The organism is Lactobacillus sp. ESL0228 (assembly GCF_003692825.1).
In the GTDB taxonomy this organism is placed as follows: domain Bacteria; phylum Bacillota; class Bacilli; order Lactobacillales; family Lactobacillaceae; genus Lactobacillus.
Map to the genome: position 1 here is coordinate 13,651 of NZ_REHJ01000004.1, position 14,858 is coordinate 28,508.

Annotated in this window: 15 protein-coding genes; 13 read left to right on the forward strand and 2 right to left on the reverse strand. The window is 34.7% G+C overall.

All coding sequences use genetic code 11. The features are described from left to right. Positions 1 to 5 precede the first annotated feature (5 nt). Positions 6 to 797, forward strand: coding sequence for a tyrosine-protein phosphatase (locus F5ESL0228_RS00900; RefSeq protein WP_122022568.1), 792 nt, complete (start codon positions 6 to 8; stop codon positions 795 to 797). A gap of 6 nt (positions 798 to 803) precedes the next feature. After that, positions 804 to 1,730 carry an FAD:protein FMN transferase gene (locus F5ESL0228_RS00905; protein ID WP_122022569.1) on the forward strand — a complete coding sequence of 309 codons (927 nt, stop codon included), beginning with the start codon at positions 804 to 806 and terminating at the stop codon, positions 1,728 to 1,730. Positions 1,731 to 1,823: 93 nt separating this feature from the next. Here F5ESL0228_RS00905 and F5ESL0228_RS00910 read toward each other — a convergent pair whose 3' ends face one another. Continuing rightward, positions 1,824 to 2,360, reverse strand: coding sequence for a CvpA family protein (locus tag F5ESL0228_RS00910; protein WP_122022570.1), 537 nt, complete (start codon positions 2,358 to 2,360; stop codon positions 1,824 to 1,826). Positions 2,361 to 2,517: 157 nt separating this feature from the next. Here F5ESL0228_RS00910 and rsmG point away from each other — a divergent pair, with 157 nt between their 5' ends. The 9 genes from rsmG to F5ESL0228_RS00955 all read left to right on the forward strand — a co-directional run bounded on the left by rsmG (position 2,518) and on the right by F5ESL0228_RS00955 (position 11,690). Then, positions 2,518 to 3,240, forward strand: coding sequence for a 16S rRNA (guanine(527)-N(7))-methyltransferase RsmG (gene rsmG / locus F5ESL0228_RS00915; RefSeq protein WP_122022571.1), 723 nt, complete (start codon positions 2,518 to 2,520; stop codon positions 3,238 to 3,240). Between the two features lie 14 nt (positions 3,241 to 3,254). Further along, complete coding sequence (gene noc / locus F5ESL0228_RS00920) at positions 3,255 to 4,103, forward strand: nucleoid occlusion protein (protein WP_122022572.1); 849 nt, start codon at positions 3,255 to 3,257, stop codon at positions 4,101 to 4,103. A 15-nt stretch (positions 4,104 to 4,118) separates the two neighbouring features. Continuing rightward, entirely contained in the window at positions 4,119 to 4,898 is a 780-nt protein-coding gene (locus F5ESL0228_RS00925) for a ParA family protein (RefSeq protein WP_122017755.1), read from the forward strand. Continuing rightward, complete coding sequence (locus F5ESL0228_RS00930; protein ID WP_122022573.1) at positions 4,876 to 5,763, forward strand: ParB/RepB/Spo0J family partition protein; 888 nt, start codon at positions 4,876 to 4,878, stop codon at positions 5,761 to 5,763. Before F5ESL0228_RS00925 ends, F5ESL0228_RS00930 begins: the two co-directional genes overlap by 23 nt. Next, on the forward strand, positions 5,756 to 6,031 hold the full coding sequence (locus F5ESL0228_RS00935) for a DUF951 domain-containing protein (protein WP_122022574.1): 276 nt from the start codon (positions 5,756 to 5,758) through the stop codon (positions 6,029 to 6,031). The genes F5ESL0228_RS00930 and F5ESL0228_RS00935 overlap by 8 nt, the downstream gene beginning before the upstream one ends. 22 nt (positions 6,032 to 6,053) lie before the next feature. Further along, positions 6,054 to 7,154 carry a redox-regulated ATPase YchF gene (gene ychF / locus F5ESL0228_RS00940; protein WP_122017708.1) on the forward strand — a complete coding sequence of 367 codons (1,101 nt, stop codon included), beginning with the start codon at positions 6,054 to 6,056 and terminating at the stop codon, positions 7,152 to 7,154. A 9-nt stretch (positions 7,155 to 7,163) separates the two neighbouring features. Beyond that, entirely contained in the window at positions 7,164 to 7,946 is a 783-nt protein-coding gene (locus tag F5ESL0228_RS00945; protein ID WP_122022575.1) for a DUF1129 family protein, read from the forward strand. A gap of 147 nt (positions 7,947 to 8,093) precedes the next feature. Next, positions 8,094 to 9,818, forward strand: coding sequence for an ABC transporter ATP-binding protein (locus tag F5ESL0228_RS00950; protein ID WP_122017710.1), 1,725 nt, complete (start codon positions 8,094 to 8,096; stop codon positions 9,816 to 9,818). Between the two features lie 42 nt (positions 9,819 to 9,860). Beyond that, positions 9,861 to 11,690 (forward strand): ABC transporter ATP-binding protein, encoded by a 1,830-nt coding sequence (locus F5ESL0228_RS00955; protein ID WP_369916831.1) that lies wholly within the window; start codon positions 9,861 to 9,863, stop codon positions 11,688 to 11,690. 187 nt (positions 11,691 to 11,877) lie between these two features. On the opposite strand, the gene F5ESL0228_RS00960 is transcribed toward F5ESL0228_RS00955, so the two are convergent. Then, positions 11,878 to 12,231, reverse strand: coding sequence for a helix-turn-helix domain-containing protein (locus F5ESL0228_RS00960; RefSeq protein WP_122022577.1), 354 nt, complete (start codon positions 12,229 to 12,231; stop codon positions 11,878 to 11,880). Positions 12,232 to 12,363: 132 nt separating this feature from the next. On the opposite strand from F5ESL0228_RS00960, the gene F5ESL0228_RS00965 reads away from it, so the two are divergent. Next, the gene (locus F5ESL0228_RS00965; RefSeq protein ID WP_122022578.1) at positions 12,364 to 13,320 is read left to right on the forward strand and encodes a zinc-binding dehydrogenase; all 957 of its coding nucleotides are present in this window, start codon (positions 12,364 to 12,366) and stop codon (positions 13,318 to 13,320) included. An 11-nt stretch (positions 13,321 to 13,331) separates the two neighbouring features. After that, the gene (locus F5ESL0228_RS00970) at positions 13,332 to 14,858 is read left to right on the forward strand and encodes an ABC transporter permease/substrate-binding protein (RefSeq protein ID WP_122022579.1); all 1,527 of its coding nucleotides are present in this window, start codon (positions 13,332 to 13,334) and stop codon (positions 14,856 to 14,858) included.

Here is a 14,858-nt window from a genome sequence, read left to right on the forward strand (position 1 = left end):
TTGAAATGACTGATCCAGTTGTTTTACCAATAAAATCTGTTCGAAATCCTCGTGATTTAGGCGGTTATTTGGGTTACAAAGGTCGTAGAATCAGGTCACATAGATTATTACGTTCTGGTAATATTAGTAAGATAACAGCTGAGGACAGTCAATTTTTGCTTAATTACGGTCTCAAAAAAATTATTGATTTGCGTTCACCAGCAGAATATCAAAAAAATCCTGATCAAGAATTACCAGGAATAGCACACTACTTAATACCCTTGTCGTCCGAGGATAATACTGGAGACAATGGCTTAAATATGAAGAGAGAATTTGAGAAGTATCGTCACGATCAATATGCTGGCTTACGTAGAATGTGTTGGCGGTATCGGAATCATATTCTTAATAAAGCTGCTCAAAATAGTTTTTACCAAATAATGCAACTAATTACAGAAACTGATGAGGGGGCAATTTTATATCATTGTTCTGAAGGAAAAGACAGAACAGGGTTAGTGACAGTAATACTCTTGTATATTTTAGGTGTTGATATGGAAGTGATTCGACAAGATTATCTTTATTCTAATTATTTGCTTAATAATTATCGTGCTGTGCGTGATCAAAAGTTTAAAGAAATAGGCGAAAATGATAAGTTTCGTACCAATATGCGTGTTTTAGGATCAGTTGCCAATATCTTTTTAGATACTAGTTTAATCTCGATACGTGAAAACTATGGTGGACTAGATAATTTTATTATTAATCAGCTGGGAGTGAGTGAACAGATGCAAATGATTATTAGAGAAAAGTATTTGGAGAAATAAGAAAAAATGATTGAAAATATCGCATTGAAACAAGTAGTTGGTGAACATCACGCATTGGGTACATCAATCACGTTGCAAATATTTGGAAATGCCCAAGAAGACATAATTAGCCATTCGTTTGATTTAATTGATCACTATGAAGATTTGTTAACAGTAAACCGGGATAAATCAGAAGTAATGAGTGTTAATCATGCTGCAGGCGATCATCCAGTGCAAGTTTCTAGTGGCACTTATGATTTAATCAAATTGGCAGTAATGAAAAGTCGGGAGAATTTTGGGTTCAATGCTTTAATTGGCCCAGTAGTAAAATTATGGGCAATTGGGTTTAAAGGAGCTCATGTGCCGACCGAAGATCAAATTAAAGCAAAAATGAAGTTGATTGATCCTTTTAATGTTGAGTTAAATGATTCTAATCAAACAGTTTTTTTGAAGAAGCTAGGAATGGAGCTTGACTTGGGCGGTATTGCTAAGGGATGGATTGCAGATCGCATCCGTGATTATTGGCGTGCGTATGGTGTTCATGCAGGAATTATCAATCTAGGTGGTAATATATTATTGGTTGGTGATTGTCCTAAACGTGTCAATGGTCAATGGGTCGTTGGTGTTCAAGATCCCAAGGAGCCTCGTGGTAAAAATATTACGTCGGAAATGGTTCATGAATGTTCAGCTGTAACTAGTGGTACTTATGAACGTTATCTCGAAGTCGATGGGCATAAATATCACCATTTAATTGATCCGCGAACAGGTTATCCTGTTGAAACTGATTTAGCTGGAGTAACGACTTTTACTAAAGATTCTGTACAAGCAGAAATTGAATGCAAGAGGCTGTTTTTTGCTGGTCATCCAATCAAGGACTGGCATAGTAAACCTAATCGTATTGGAGCTATCTTTGTTTATAATGATAATCACGTTGAATATGATAATTTTGAATAAAATGAAAAATGGCCTTGATGTTTTGCTTAAAAATATCAAGGCCAATTTGTTTGATGTTGCCAATCTTATTAGCTATTTATAGATATTGTCGTTTTATGCAGCAGTGCGACTAATACTAAAGATAGTGTTAAACATACCGTTAGAAAGTCCAGGTGTATTGTAAATAATGAAGCGTAAGAACGATGAATCTAATGTTTGTTGAATAAACCATGGATTTTGCAAAGCATTAAGCATTGATAAAATAATATAGATGAAAAAGTAACCAGCAAAAAAAGATGCGATTGCACCTAAAACGCTATCTAAAATATTTCCAAAACTTGATGTATGTGGATTTTTATTTGGTAGCCAACTTTTAAAAACTTTGATCACTATTTTACCAATAAATAAAATAATGAAGAACGCCAAAAAGCGAAAGAGCATGAGATTATCACCAGGAGTGAGTGTGGTTTGGATGCTTTTACCAGTAATTTGGGCATAAATCCAGTTGCCAACTGGATTTTGAAAGAAGATGGCAGCAATGAATACAATGGCTGCAAAAATTAGATTGATGACTAATTTTGTAAAACCAGTTTGATAACCCTTATATGTTTTTCTGATCAAATAAGCCAGAACAATTAAAGTAATAATCATTTTTTTCTCCTTTGACGATATTATAACTTATTTCCTACACTTAGACTTTGACGACTGTCAAAAAATATTTCATAATTAAAGAGATGTAATGGCTTTACAATAAGCCAAATTTAGCGTTAAATTTAAAGAGTGTGAAACAAGGTTTCACGGGTGAAAAATGAATCCTGACAAATTTGTTCAAGAACTAGCAAAACGTAATTTTAACTTAAATGAAAACCAAGTCAATCAATTTAAGCAATACTTTAATATCTTAGTAGCTGCAAATAAGCACGTTAATCTTACAAGGATAATGGAACTTGACGAGGTATATCTCAAGCATTTCTTTGATAGTTTGACACCTCTATTTGCTTTTTATGATATTTTTGAAGCAGGTTGTACTTTGTGTGATGTCGGAGCAGGAGCAGGTTTTCCTTCAATTCCACTTAAAATAATGCAACCGAGTCTAAAATTAACAATAGTTGATTCACTAGGAAAGAGATTGACCTTTTTGCAAGACTTAGTCAATAATTTAAATCTTAAGGATGTAAAACTTGTTCATGGTCGTGCTGAAGATATCGGTCAAAACAAACTTTATCGTGAACAATTTGACCTTGTTACTGCGCGTGCGGTAGCTAATATGGCAGTTTTAAGTGAATATTGTTTGCCACTAACTAAGCAGAAAGGTTATTTTGTGGCATTGAAGGGACCAAAAGCTGAAAGTGAATTAGCAAAAAGTCAAAAGGCTATCAGTGTACTTGGTGGTAAAGTGCTTAAAACAGAAGAATTACGATTACCAGATAGTAATGAAGAACGAACGCTAGTCCTTATTCAAAAAATAAAGTCTACACCCAAGAAGTATCCGCGCCAAGCGGGCACCCCTCATCGTAAACCAATTCAGTAATAGGAGGACTTGATATGTCAATTTTTTCGTCTTTACGTCATCATGACGAAATTTCAAAGGATAAACAAATTCAAGATATTAAATTAACTAAGATCAAGCCAAATTCTTATCAACCAAGACGAGAATTTTCTGAAGAATCAATTCGTGAATTAGCGGCAACACTTGATAAAGATGGCTTATTGCAACCGATCATTGTTCGTGAAAAGGGTGAAGATTATGAAATCATTGCCGGTGAACGACGTTTTCGGGCAGCGCAGCATCTAGCATGGGAACGTATTCCTGCTATTGTGAATAATATGGACGATAGCCAGGCTGCTTCTCTTGCCTTAATTGAAAACTTGCAACGGGAAGATTTAAATCCAATTGATGAAGCACAAGCGTATAGTAACTTAATGCAGTTGAATCATTTAACTCAGACAACATTAGCGCAAAATATTGGTAAATCACAATCATATGTAGCTAACAAATTAAGGTTATTAAAGTTAACTCCCAAAGTACAGAGCTATTTGGCTAGTGGTGAAATTTCGCCAAGACATGGTCGCAGTTTAGTCGGATTAAGCGAGAAAGATCAGGGTCGAGTACTTGATGAAGTATTAGCTAATAATCTTAATGTCAGTGAAACAGAAAAAATTGCTCGTGATGTTGAGGGATATTTTGCGGATAAAAAAGCCAAAATTAAGGAACAGGCAAAAACAGAGCAAACACAGCGTGCGGTTAATCGAATACCCAAGGATATGAAAGTTCAAATTAATACAATTAAACGTGCTGTAAAATTAGCTAAAGAATCTGGTATTAAGGTTAAAGTCAAAGAAAATAATGACCCTGATGATTATATGATTACAATTGAAATGAAAAGGAAGTAGGAAGGTATGGAAAATATGGTGAGTGTAATTTCTGTGGCTAACCAAAAGGGTGGTGTTGGCAAAACCACAACGACCATTAACTTAGCTGCTTCAATTGCTGAACGTGGATATAAAGTATTAATTGTTGATATTGATCCTCAAGGAAATGCAACTTCTGGGTTAGGAATTGAAAAATCAGAAATTAATCAAGATATTTATAGCGTTTTAATTAATGATGTTCCACTAAAAGACACAATTTTTCACACCACAACTACTAAATTAGACCTTGTACCAGCAACAATTAACTTATCGGGTGCCGAAACGGAATTAATCAGCATGATGGCTCGTGAGACACGTTTAAAATCAGCTCTTGATACGGTTAGTGAAGATTACGATTTTATTTTTATTGATTGTCCACCATCTCTTGGGCAATTATCAATTAATGCTTTTACCGCATCAGATTCAATTTTGATTCCCGTTCAAAGTGAATATTATGCAATGGAAGGATTAAGTCAGTTACTTAATACAATTCGACTAGTTCAAAAGCATTTCAATAAAGATTTAGGGGTTGAAGGAGTCTTAATGACAATGCTTGATGCTCGAACCAACTTGGGAGCTGAAGTTGTTAAGGAAGTTCGATCTTATTTTGCAGATAAAGTTTATAAGACAATTATTCCTCGAATCACCAAATTAGCGGAAGCGCCTAGTTACGGGGAAGCAATTACTGAATATGCCCCTAACTCACGCGGTGCTAAGGTATACGATGATTTAGCCAAGGAGGTGTTAAAGAATCATGGTAAGAGACTTAAAAAATAAAGAAAGTAAGAAGCATGGCGGTCTCGGACGCGGAATTGAGGCATTATTTGAAGATGAACCGCAAGCTGAAGAAACCGAAGAAGAAATTTTTGATATTAATTTAAGTGAAATTAGACCCAATCCATATCAGCCTAGGAAAAGTTTTGATGATAAAACTTTGAAAGAGTTGGCCGATTCAATTAAGGAAAACGGTGTTTTTCAGCCAATCATTGTGCGTAAATCAGTTAATGGTTATGAAATTATTGCTGGTGAAAGACGTTATCGTGCATCAAAATTAGCAAAGAAAACCACCATTCCGGCAATTGTTCGTGATTTTAGTGAAAGTCAAATGATGGAGGTTGCTGTTCTCGAAAACTTGCAACGTGAGGATTTAACTCCGCTAGAAGAAGCGCAAGCGTATGAGATGCTGCAAAAAAATTTGGGTCTAACCCAGGAAGAAGTATCTAAGCGAATGGGCAAGTCTCGACCATATATCGCTAATTACTTGCGATTATTGACTTTACCAAATAAGACCAAGCACTTGTTACAACATGGTGAATTGTCGATGGGACAGGCCAGAACACTTTTAGGATTAAAAAACAAAGATAGAATCGATGAGGTTGCTAAACAAGTCGTTAAAGAAGGAATGCCTGTTAGGAAAGTTGAGGCTTTAGTAGCTAGTTTAAATTCGCAAAAACCGCAGAAAAAGGTAATTCAGAAATCTGCCTTTATTAAAGCAAGCGAACACCAGCTAGCTAACAAGCTAGGCTCAAGTGTTAATATTTCTGAAAGTAAAAAAGGTAATGGACATTTGTCGATAGGTTTTTCTTCTGTCGATGAGCTAAACAGAATTCTTGAAATATTAGGTGTTGATTTAGATGAATAAGGATATTGCTTATAATTTAGCAGATACGGTATTGATGAAAAAACCGCATGCTTGCAAAACAAACAATTGGGAAATCCTGCGCTTAGGTGCAGACATTCGTTTAAAGTGTATGGGATGTGGGCATATCGTGCTAATTTCACGAGCAAAATTTGTTCATAATTTAAAGAAAGTTTTAACTAAAGCTAATGATCCGGTAAATAGTAAAAATGAGCTATATATTCCTAAAGCATCAATTGCGTTACCAGATTTTAATCAAGATAATAAATAATTTTTATAAGAAGAGGTTGAAGATGTCATTAACTGCTGGAATTGTAGGTTTGCCAAATGTTGGAAAGTCAACGTTGTTTAATGCGATTACCAAAGCTGGAGCCGAAATGGCCAATTATCCGTTTGCTACGATTGAGCCGAATGTTGGAATGGTGGAAGTTCCGGATAAACGCTTGGGTAGAATCCAAGAATTGATTCCGGCCAAAAAAATAGTGCACACAACTTTTGAATTTACCGATATTGCAGGATTGGTTAAGGGGGCTTCTAAAGGTGAAGGACTTGGTAACAAATTTTTAGAAAATATACGGCAAACTGACGCAATTATTCACGTTGTAAGAGCGTTTGAAGATGATAATATAACATCCGTAACTGGCAAGGTTGATCCAGAAGAAGATATTAATACGATAAATTTAGAATTAGCAATTTCTGATCTGGACGCAGTAAACAGAAGAATTAATAAAGTAAAGAAACTAGCTCAACAAAATGACAAGGATGCCAAGGCTGAATTACAAGTTTTACAAAAGATTAAGCCAGTTTTAGAAGAAGGTAAGGCTGTTCGCTCAATTACTTTTAATGATGATGAACTGAAGATTGTTAGGGGCCTATTTCTTTTAACAGCTAAACCGGTTATTTATGTTGCGAATATTGCTGAAGAATCAATGGCAGATGCAGAAAATGATCATTATTATCAAATTGTTAAAAAGCATGCTGACAAAGAGCATGCTGAATGTTTAGGAATTTCTGCAGCGACTGAGGAAGAAATTGCCGGTCTTGATGATGATGAAAAAGCTGAATTTCTGGAAGCAGAAGGAGTAACTGAATCTGGACTTGATCGTTTGATTAGGGCTGCATATCATCTATTGGGGCTGCGAACTTTCTTTACAGCTGGTGGTCCTGAAACGCGTGCGTGGACTTTTCATGAAGGGATGAAGGCACCACAAGTAGCTGGAGTAATCCATTCCGATTTTGAACGTGGCTTTATTCGAGCAGAAGTTGTCTCTTTTGCCGATTTAAATAAGTATGAAACCATGCAAAAAGTTAAAGAAGCTGGTAGATTACGTCTTGAAGGTAAAGATTATGAAGTTCAAGACGGTGACATTATTGAATTTAGATTTAACGTTTAGGAAAAAATAATGGCAGAAAATAAACAAGAAGAACAAGTAAAAATAGATGCTGATCAGCAAACAAAACTGAAAGATAAAGTTGCTAATCAGAATATGGAAGAGCAAGTCAGACAAATGGCACCTGCAGAATTACGCAAACAATTAAGTAAAAAGAATGCTGACTATATTTTTCGTTTGCAAAAAGAATTAGAAAATCAAGGTAAGCTGAGTCAAAAAACTGCAATAAGCAAAATCGATAAGCTTTTGCCAGATTTACTCATTGCCCAGCGCCATGGGCAACCAGCTAACACCTTTTATAATATGTCACCTAAAATCAAAGCGGCTGATATTTTAAAACCTAAGCTCAAAACTGCAGCAGATATTCCGTTTTGGCAGTATGCAGTTGATAGTGCATTACTTTATGTTGCAATTTTTGTGGGTATATTTGGGTTAATAGCATTGTTCCAGCCAAATTCTAAAAATAATTCACAAATGGGAATTTTAACTTTAATTAGCATTGGGGTATTAATGGGAATTTTTATGACCAAGTATAATACTTGGCTTCTACCGGATAATGGCAAGAATAAAAAAATTCCTTGGACCAAAATTATTTTGGGTATGGCAGGAATAATAGTGGTTTTATATGGCTGGCTAATGGTGTTATCAATTCCAGCGCTGCAAGTAGTTAATCCGGTTTTACCTGGTATGACCAATATTATTATTGCTCTTATTGCCTACGGCATTCGGTGGTTATTTCGGCGACACTTTGAAATTGTTGGTTCCGTTTTCTCACCGGCTGCTAAAAACAAATAAAGTGCTTTTTGTCAAGAAAAGAGCTATACTAAAAGAACTCTATATTTAAAAGGGGATAAATAGGTTTAATAATCTATTTATCCTTTTTAAAATAAGTTACTTGTAGAAAAGAAACAACATTTTGTATTGAATAGAAAGAGGTATTTAATGATTAACACACTGCGTAAATCAATTAGGCAGTATAAGAATTTATCATTGTTGTCGCCATTACTTGTTACAGGTGAAGTTATCATTGAAATGTTAATTCCATATCTGGTTGGTATTTTAATTGATAATGGAATCATGAAAGGCAACATGTCTTATATTACAAAATGGGGCTTGATTCTACTAGTTATTACTGTTATTTCCTTAGTATTGGGAGCAGGAGCTAGTTATGTGTCCGCTCACGCTGCGGCAGGATTTGCTGCGAATTTGCGTAAGGATATGTTTTATCATGTTCAGGATTACTCATTTGAAAACATTGACAAGTTTTCCAGTGCAAGTTTAGTTACGCGAATGACAACAGACGTTAATAACGTTCAGATGGCGTATCAAATATTGATTAGAATTGCTGTTAGAGCCCCAATGATGCTGATTGTTTCGATAATCATGTCACTCATTATTAGTCCACGATTATCGCTTATTTTTGTGGTTTTGGCACCGGTTTTTATATTACTGTTAGCATTAGTAATCAAAAGCGTCAGTCCGTATTTTCCTAAAATCTTTAAGGGTTATGACCAAATGAACGAAGTTGTTCGAGAGAATGTTCGTGGAATACGTGAAGTAAAGACTTTTGTTCAGGAAAAACCACAAACGGTAAAATTCAATAAAGCTTCAGGATTTATTTACAAATTATTTTCAACTGCGCAGAAGATTATGTCACTTAATTCGATGATTGTAATTGCAGTTTTAAATATTTCTAATTTAGCCATCTGCTGGTTTGGAGCTAAAGAAATCGTGGGTGGCACTTTACAAACAGGTCAACTGATTTCAATGTTTTCTTATTCAAATTCAGTTTTGAATAGTTTAAATATTTTGGCAATGATTTTCACGCAACTAGTTCTTTCATCTGCCAGTGGTCGAAGAATAGCGGACGTAATTAACGAAGAGCCTTCAATTGAAAATCCACGTAAGCCATTGACTCATTTGAATAATGGTGAAGTGATTTTTGATCATGTCAATTTTAAGTATGACCAAGAAGATAAAGCGCTAGCCTTAAGTAATATTAATTTGCATATCAATGCAGGTGAAACCCTGGGGATAATTGGTAAAACTGGATCGTCTAAATCAACCTTGGTGGCGATGATTCCTCGTTTGTATGATACTGTATCTGGTGCGGTACGTGTTTCTGGACATAATGTTAAATCATATGATTTAAAAACATTGCGTGATAATGTAGCAATGGTTTTACAAAATAATGTGCTATTTTCAGGTACAATCAAAGAAAATCTAAAATGGGGAAATGAAAATGCTACCGACGATCAAGTTGTAGCGGCAGCTAAAGTTGCACATGCAGATGATTTTATCCGTGAAATGCCTAATCAATATGACACAATGGTTGAACAAGGTGGAGCAAATGTTTCTGGTGGACAAAAGCAAAGAATTACAATTGCACGAGCCCTCCTTAAGAACCCTAAAATTCTAATTTTAGATGACTCAACTTCTGCAGTTGATACTCAAACTGAACGTGAAATTCGAGAATCATTGTCTAAAAATATGCCGGATACAACAAAAATTATCATCTCACAACGAATTGTTTCAATTAAAGATGCGGATCGAATTGTTGTGATGGATGATGGTAAAATTCAGGATATTGGTACACATGATGAATTGATGAAGCGTAACGATTTGTACAGTTCAATTGCTGAGTTCCAAGAAGAACAGAAGAAGTAGGTGATGAAGTTGGATAAAGCAGGAAAAAATAAGAATACAAGTATGAAGGAGAAGAAGTCTCAAACTTTATATCGTCTGCTAAAATTAGTGGTAAATACTAGTCCATGGATGCTCATCACATCAATTATTGCAATAATTTTAGCGGCAGGTTCAACAGTTGCTGGATCATTGTTCATTGAACGGTTAATCAATGTTTATATTATTCCGTTAACTAAGCAAGCTCATCCAGACTTTGGGCCACTTTGGCGTGCAATAATGGTAATGTTTGGTATGTACGCAATCGGTTTTATTTCTAGCTATCTGTTTGCCATGTTGATGGCTGTGTTAGCCCAGAAAGTACAATACCGTGTACGTAACGAGATGTTCGAACACATGGAGCAGTTGCCTATTGCATACTTTGATGAGAATGATTACGGCGATATAATGAGTCGTTATACAAATGATATTGATACATTGATGCAGATGATTTCGCAATCAATTCCCCAATTTATCAATTCAGGACTTAATATTATCTTTGTTTTGGGGGCTATGCTTAGTTTAAGTTGGCAATTGACAATATTTACTCTGATTGTTTTTGTCTTATCAATCGGGATCGTACGGTTCCTAACATCTAAATCGGCTTACTACTTTCAAAAACAGCAAAAAGAACTTGGCCAAGTCAATGGTTATAATGAAGAAATGTTGAATGGTTTGAAAGTAATTAAAGTATTTAGTCATGAACCCGAGGTAGAAGAAGATTTTGAAGGCTATAATCGGGCATTGGAAGCTGCATCAGGTAAGGCTCATACTTATGCCACCATTTTATTTCCAATTATGGGAAACATGGGGAATTTACTTTATGTTTTAATTGCTATTTTAGGCGGTGCAGTAGCGATTAATCGCATTGCACCAATATCGCTTGGAGTCATTGGTGCTTTCCTGCAGTTATCGAAACAATTTGCAATGCCGATTGCCCAAATATCGCAACAATTAAACTCAATTGTAATGGCTTTAGCTGGTGCTAAGAGAATTTTTGATTTAGAAGATCAACCTATTGAGATCGATGATGGCGATGTAACAATTTCAAAAGATGAAAATGTTAAGGGAATGTGGCACTGGAATGTGCCCCAAGCAGATGGAACAATAAAAAAGATTACGGTAAAGGGTCACATTGTTTTTGACAATGTCAATTTTAGTTATTCTCCTGATAAGCAAATCTTATATAATATTTCTCTTGATGCCAGACCAGGAATGAAAGTGGCTCTAGTTGGCGAAACAGGTGCTGGGAAAACTACTATTTCTAATATGTTGAATAGATTTTATGAAATAGATTCCGGTACAATCACTTATGATGGGATCCCATTGAAGCGAATTAAAAAAGATGATTTACGGCAATCTTTATCAATTGTTTTGCAAGAAACACATATGTTTACCGGAACTGTTATGGATAATATTCGCTTTGGTAATAGAAGTGCTAGTGATGACGATATTTATCAAGCTGCTCATCTGTCACATGCAGATGAATTTATTCATCATTTAGATGAAGGCTATCAAACTATCATTGATGGTAATGGTGGCGATCTTTCACAAGGTCAAATGCAATTACTAAGTATTGCTCGAGCAATGGTAGCTGATGAACCGGTAATGATTTTAGACGAAGCAACTTCAAGTATTGATACTCAAACAGAAAAATTAATTCAGTCTGGAATGGATAACCTACTTGCTGGTCGGACTAGTTTTGTGATTGCGCACCGTTTATCCACAATTGTTAATTCTGATTTGATTTTAGTTCTTGATCATGGTCATATTATTGAAGCAGGTAACCATGACCAATTGCTAAAGCAAAAGGGATACTACTACGAATTGTATACTGGTAAAAAAGAAATTGAATAATTTAAAAACTATTTTATTAGCTTTCTTTTAGTGCACTTCGTTATAAAAGAAAAATAAAATTGAATATAAACTATGCTAAATTTATTAAAGACTAACTTTCATCATTTAGATAAAGTTAGTCTTTTAATTTGCACTTAGATAATTAGCAACTAAATAGTGCTTAGACTCAAATTTTTATAAGAAATAGTTATTTAATTTCTTTTCGTTTAGTTGGATTTTTATCCAGATATGTGCTCCCCCAGTCAGCCATTGCATCAATTACTGGACGCATACTTTGTCCTAGTTTCGATAAGCTATATTCAACTTTGGGCGGAATAACTGGAAAAACTTTTCGCTTAATTAAACCATCATTTTCCATTTCACGTAAGCTTTGAGTCAGCATCTTCTGACTAATACCAGAGACACTATTTTTTAACTCCGAGTAGCGCATTTTCTTAGTTAATAAATCACGCATAATTAAGATTTTCCATTTACTACTAAGTAAGTTTATCGTAGTAGCTACTGGACAAATTCCATTTTGTTCTAATGTTTTCCGAGACATGATGTTAACCTCCACAAATTAATTTCTAACTAAAAGTATGTACACAACTTTTAAGTGCCTACTTTACATTTTATCCTGTAAAAATTATATTAAATAAAAGAAATTAAGGCAAATATGAAAAGAGGTTGCATAATGAAAGCTGTAGTAGTTGAGACTCCAGGTGATATAAATCAGTTACGTTACATGGAAGTATCACGGCCAAAAGTAAAGCCAGGGTGGTCATTAATTAAGGTTAAAGGTTTCGGGATAAATCATTCTGAAATAGTTACTAGACAAGGGTTGTCACCTTCTGTGAAATTTCCGCGAATTTTAGGGATTGAGTGTGTAGGAGAGATTTCAATATCAACAGATTCTGACCGCATACCAGTTGGACAAAAGGTAGTCTCTTTAATGGGAGAGATGGGACGGGCGTTTGATGGTAGCTATGCAGAATATACATTGGTACCGAACAAACAAATTTATCCAATTAAGACTTCATTAGATTGGATCTCACTTGCTACTTTGCCGGAATCGTATTATACAGCATATGGTTCTTTACTCAATCTGCGAATAGTTGCTGATGAAACTATTTTAGTTCGTGGAGGAAGTAGTGGAGTTGGGCTAGCCTTCGTTAATTTAGTTAAGGCTAAGTTTCCCACTTGCATTTTGACAGCTGCTACAAGAAATATAACCAAAAAGCGATCTTTATTAGATTATGGTTATGATCATATTGTTTTAGATATAAACAATAGTTTACAAACAAATGATAGATACAGTAAAGTTTTAGAATTAGTTGGTCCTAAAACTATTAAAGATACTTTTAAGCATGTCCAAGCAGGCGGTATTGTTTGTAGTACAGGTCAATTAGGAGGCCAATGGAGTTTAGAGAATATTGATCCAATAATTGATTTTGCTACTAATTCGTATTTAACTAGTTTCTACTCCAATAATGTTTCTGAAAATATATTAAACAATTTATTAGAATATATAAATGCTTATAATATTAAAATTAGACCGGAAAAAATTTTTAAACTTAGTGAATTGCAACAAGCACATAATTTTTTAGAAAGTTCACAAAATTTAGGAAAAGTTATTGTTTTAAATAATTAAGAGGTGAGTATATGAGTCAAATTTTACAAATCTTAAGTAAGCGCGGAGGTGATTTAGGGGTTGCTTTGTTACAACACTTGCAAATATCAATGATTTCTCTATTAATTGCAATGATTATTGCAATGCCACTTGCTTTTTGGGCAGTAAAACATTGTCAAGCTGCTGAATGTTTACTTCAATTAACTAGCATACTACAAACAATTCCGTCTTTAGCATTACTTGGACTACTAATTCCATTTGTTGGTATTGGTACTGTGCCAGCAGTAATAGCTTTAGTCATTTATGCTCTACTACCAATTTTTCAAAATACTTATGTTGGATTGACTAGTATTAATCAGGAATATGAGGAAGCTGCTAATGCATTTGGTATGTCGCCTTTGCAGAAATTAGTCAAAGTTGAATTACCATTAGCGATGCCAACTATTATCTCCGGTATTAGAACAGCAATGGTATTAATTGTAGGAACTGCAACAATGGCTGCTTTAATTGGCGCGGGGGGACTTGGAAGCTTTATTCTTTTAGGAATTGATCGTAATAATACTTCCTTAATTATAATTGGTGCAGTTTGTTCAGGAATTTTAGCAATTAGTTTAAGTATTCTTATCAAGTGGCTAGATCATTCATCTTTAAAAACAGTTTTTATTGTATTAAGTATGGGTGTTCTTTTAACATTCGGAAGTGGTATTTATTCTACAATGGCTAATCAAACGCAAATAGTAACAATTGCTGGTAAACTTGGTTCAGAACCAGAAATTTTAATTAATATGTATAAAGAGCTAATTGAGCAGGATGACCCACATATTAAAGTCATTTTAAAACCAAATTTTGGAAAGACTACTTTTTTGTATAGTGCGTTGAACAAAGCTAGAATTGATATTTATCCAGAATTTACTGGGACAATTCTGGAAACATTAGCTAAAAAACCACAAAAAGCGGTTGGTTTAACTGAACAGCAAACGTATGAGAAGGCCCAAAAGTTGATTAAAAAGCAGGACAAGCTAACTCTATTAAAACCAATGGCATATAACAATACTTATGCATTAGCAGTAAAAAATTCGTTTAAGAAAGCACACCGGCTAAACAAAATTAGCGATTTGATAAATATCCAATCTCAATTAAGAGGTGGTATGACACTTGAATTTATTGATCGCGATGATGGGCTTAAAGGGATAAAAAAGATATATGGCATTGATTTTCCTGTTAGATCAATGGAACCTGCATTACGTTATCAAGCAATTCACCAGAACAAAGTCAATATTGTCGATGCCTATTCGACAGATAGTGAATTGCGACAATATCATTTGAGTATTCTACGAGATGATCAACACAATTTTCCAATTTATCAAGGAGCTCCCTTGATGAAATTGGAATTTGCTCGCAAGCATTCACAAATTGTACGAAGTTTAAATAAGCTTGCTGGACGAATAACAGAACAGCAGATGCAAGAAATGAACTATGAAGTAAATGTTAAAAATATTGCTCCAGCTGTAGTTGCACATCGCTTTTTAGTTAACCATCACTTGATCAAGGAGAAATAA

Excerpts from the sequence above, each read along its gene's own strand:
- F5ESL0228_RS00900 (WP_122022568.1), top strand. The coding sequence starts at position 6 with ATGACTGATCCAGTTGTTTTACCAATAAAATCTGTTCGAAATCCTCGT.
- F5ESL0228_RS00905 (WP_122022569.1), top strand. The coding sequence starts at position 804 with ATGATTGAAAATATCGCATTGAAACAAGTAGTTGGTGAACATCACGCA.
- F5ESL0228_RS00910 (WP_122022570.1), bottom strand. The coding sequence starts at position 2,360 with ATGATTATTACTTTAATTGTTCTGGCTTATTTGATCAGAAAAACATAT.
- rsmG (WP_122022571.1), top strand. The coding sequence starts at position 2,518 with ATGAATCCTGACAAATTTGTTCAAGAACTAGCAAAACGTAATTTTAAC.
- noc (WP_122022572.1), top strand. The coding sequence starts at position 3,255 with ATGTCAATTTTTTCGTCTTTACGTCATCATGACGAAATTTCAAAGGAT.
- F5ESL0228_RS00925 (WP_122017755.1), top strand. The coding sequence starts at position 4,119 with ATGGTGAGTGTAATTTCTGTGGCTAACCAAAAGGGTGGTGTTGGCAAA.
- F5ESL0228_RS00930 (WP_122022573.1), top strand. The coding sequence starts at position 4,876 with ATGGTAAGAGACTTAAAAAATAAAGAAAGTAAGAAGCATGGCGGTCTC.
- F5ESL0228_RS00935 (WP_122022574.1), top strand. The coding sequence starts at position 5,756 with ATGAATAAGGATATTGCTTATAATTTAGCAGATACGGTATTGATGAAA.
- ychF (WP_122017708.1), top strand. The coding sequence starts at position 6,054 with ATGTCATTAACTGCTGGAATTGTAGGTTTGCCAAATGTTGGAAAGTCA.
- F5ESL0228_RS00945 (WP_122022575.1), top strand. The coding sequence starts at position 7,164 with ATGGCAGAAAATAAACAAGAAGAACAAGTAAAAATAGATGCTGATCAG.
- F5ESL0228_RS00950 (WP_122017710.1), top strand. The coding sequence starts at position 8,094 with ATGATTAACACACTGCGTAAATCAATTAGGCAGTATAAGAATTTATCA.
- F5ESL0228_RS00955 (WP_369916831.1), top strand. The coding sequence starts at position 9,861 with ATGAAGGAGAAGAAGTCTCAAACTTTATATCGTCTGCTAAAATTAGTG.
- F5ESL0228_RS00960 (WP_122022577.1), bottom strand. The coding sequence starts at position 12,231 with ATGTCTCGGAAAACATTAGAACAAAATGGAATTTGTCCAGTAGCTACT.
- F5ESL0228_RS00965 (WP_122022578.1), top strand. The coding sequence starts at position 12,364 with ATGAAAGCTGTAGTAGTTGAGACTCCAGGTGATATAAATCAGTTACGT.
- F5ESL0228_RS00970 (WP_122022579.1), top strand. The coding sequence starts at position 13,332 with ATGAGTCAAATTTTACAAATCTTAAGTAAGCGCGGAGGTGATTTAGGG.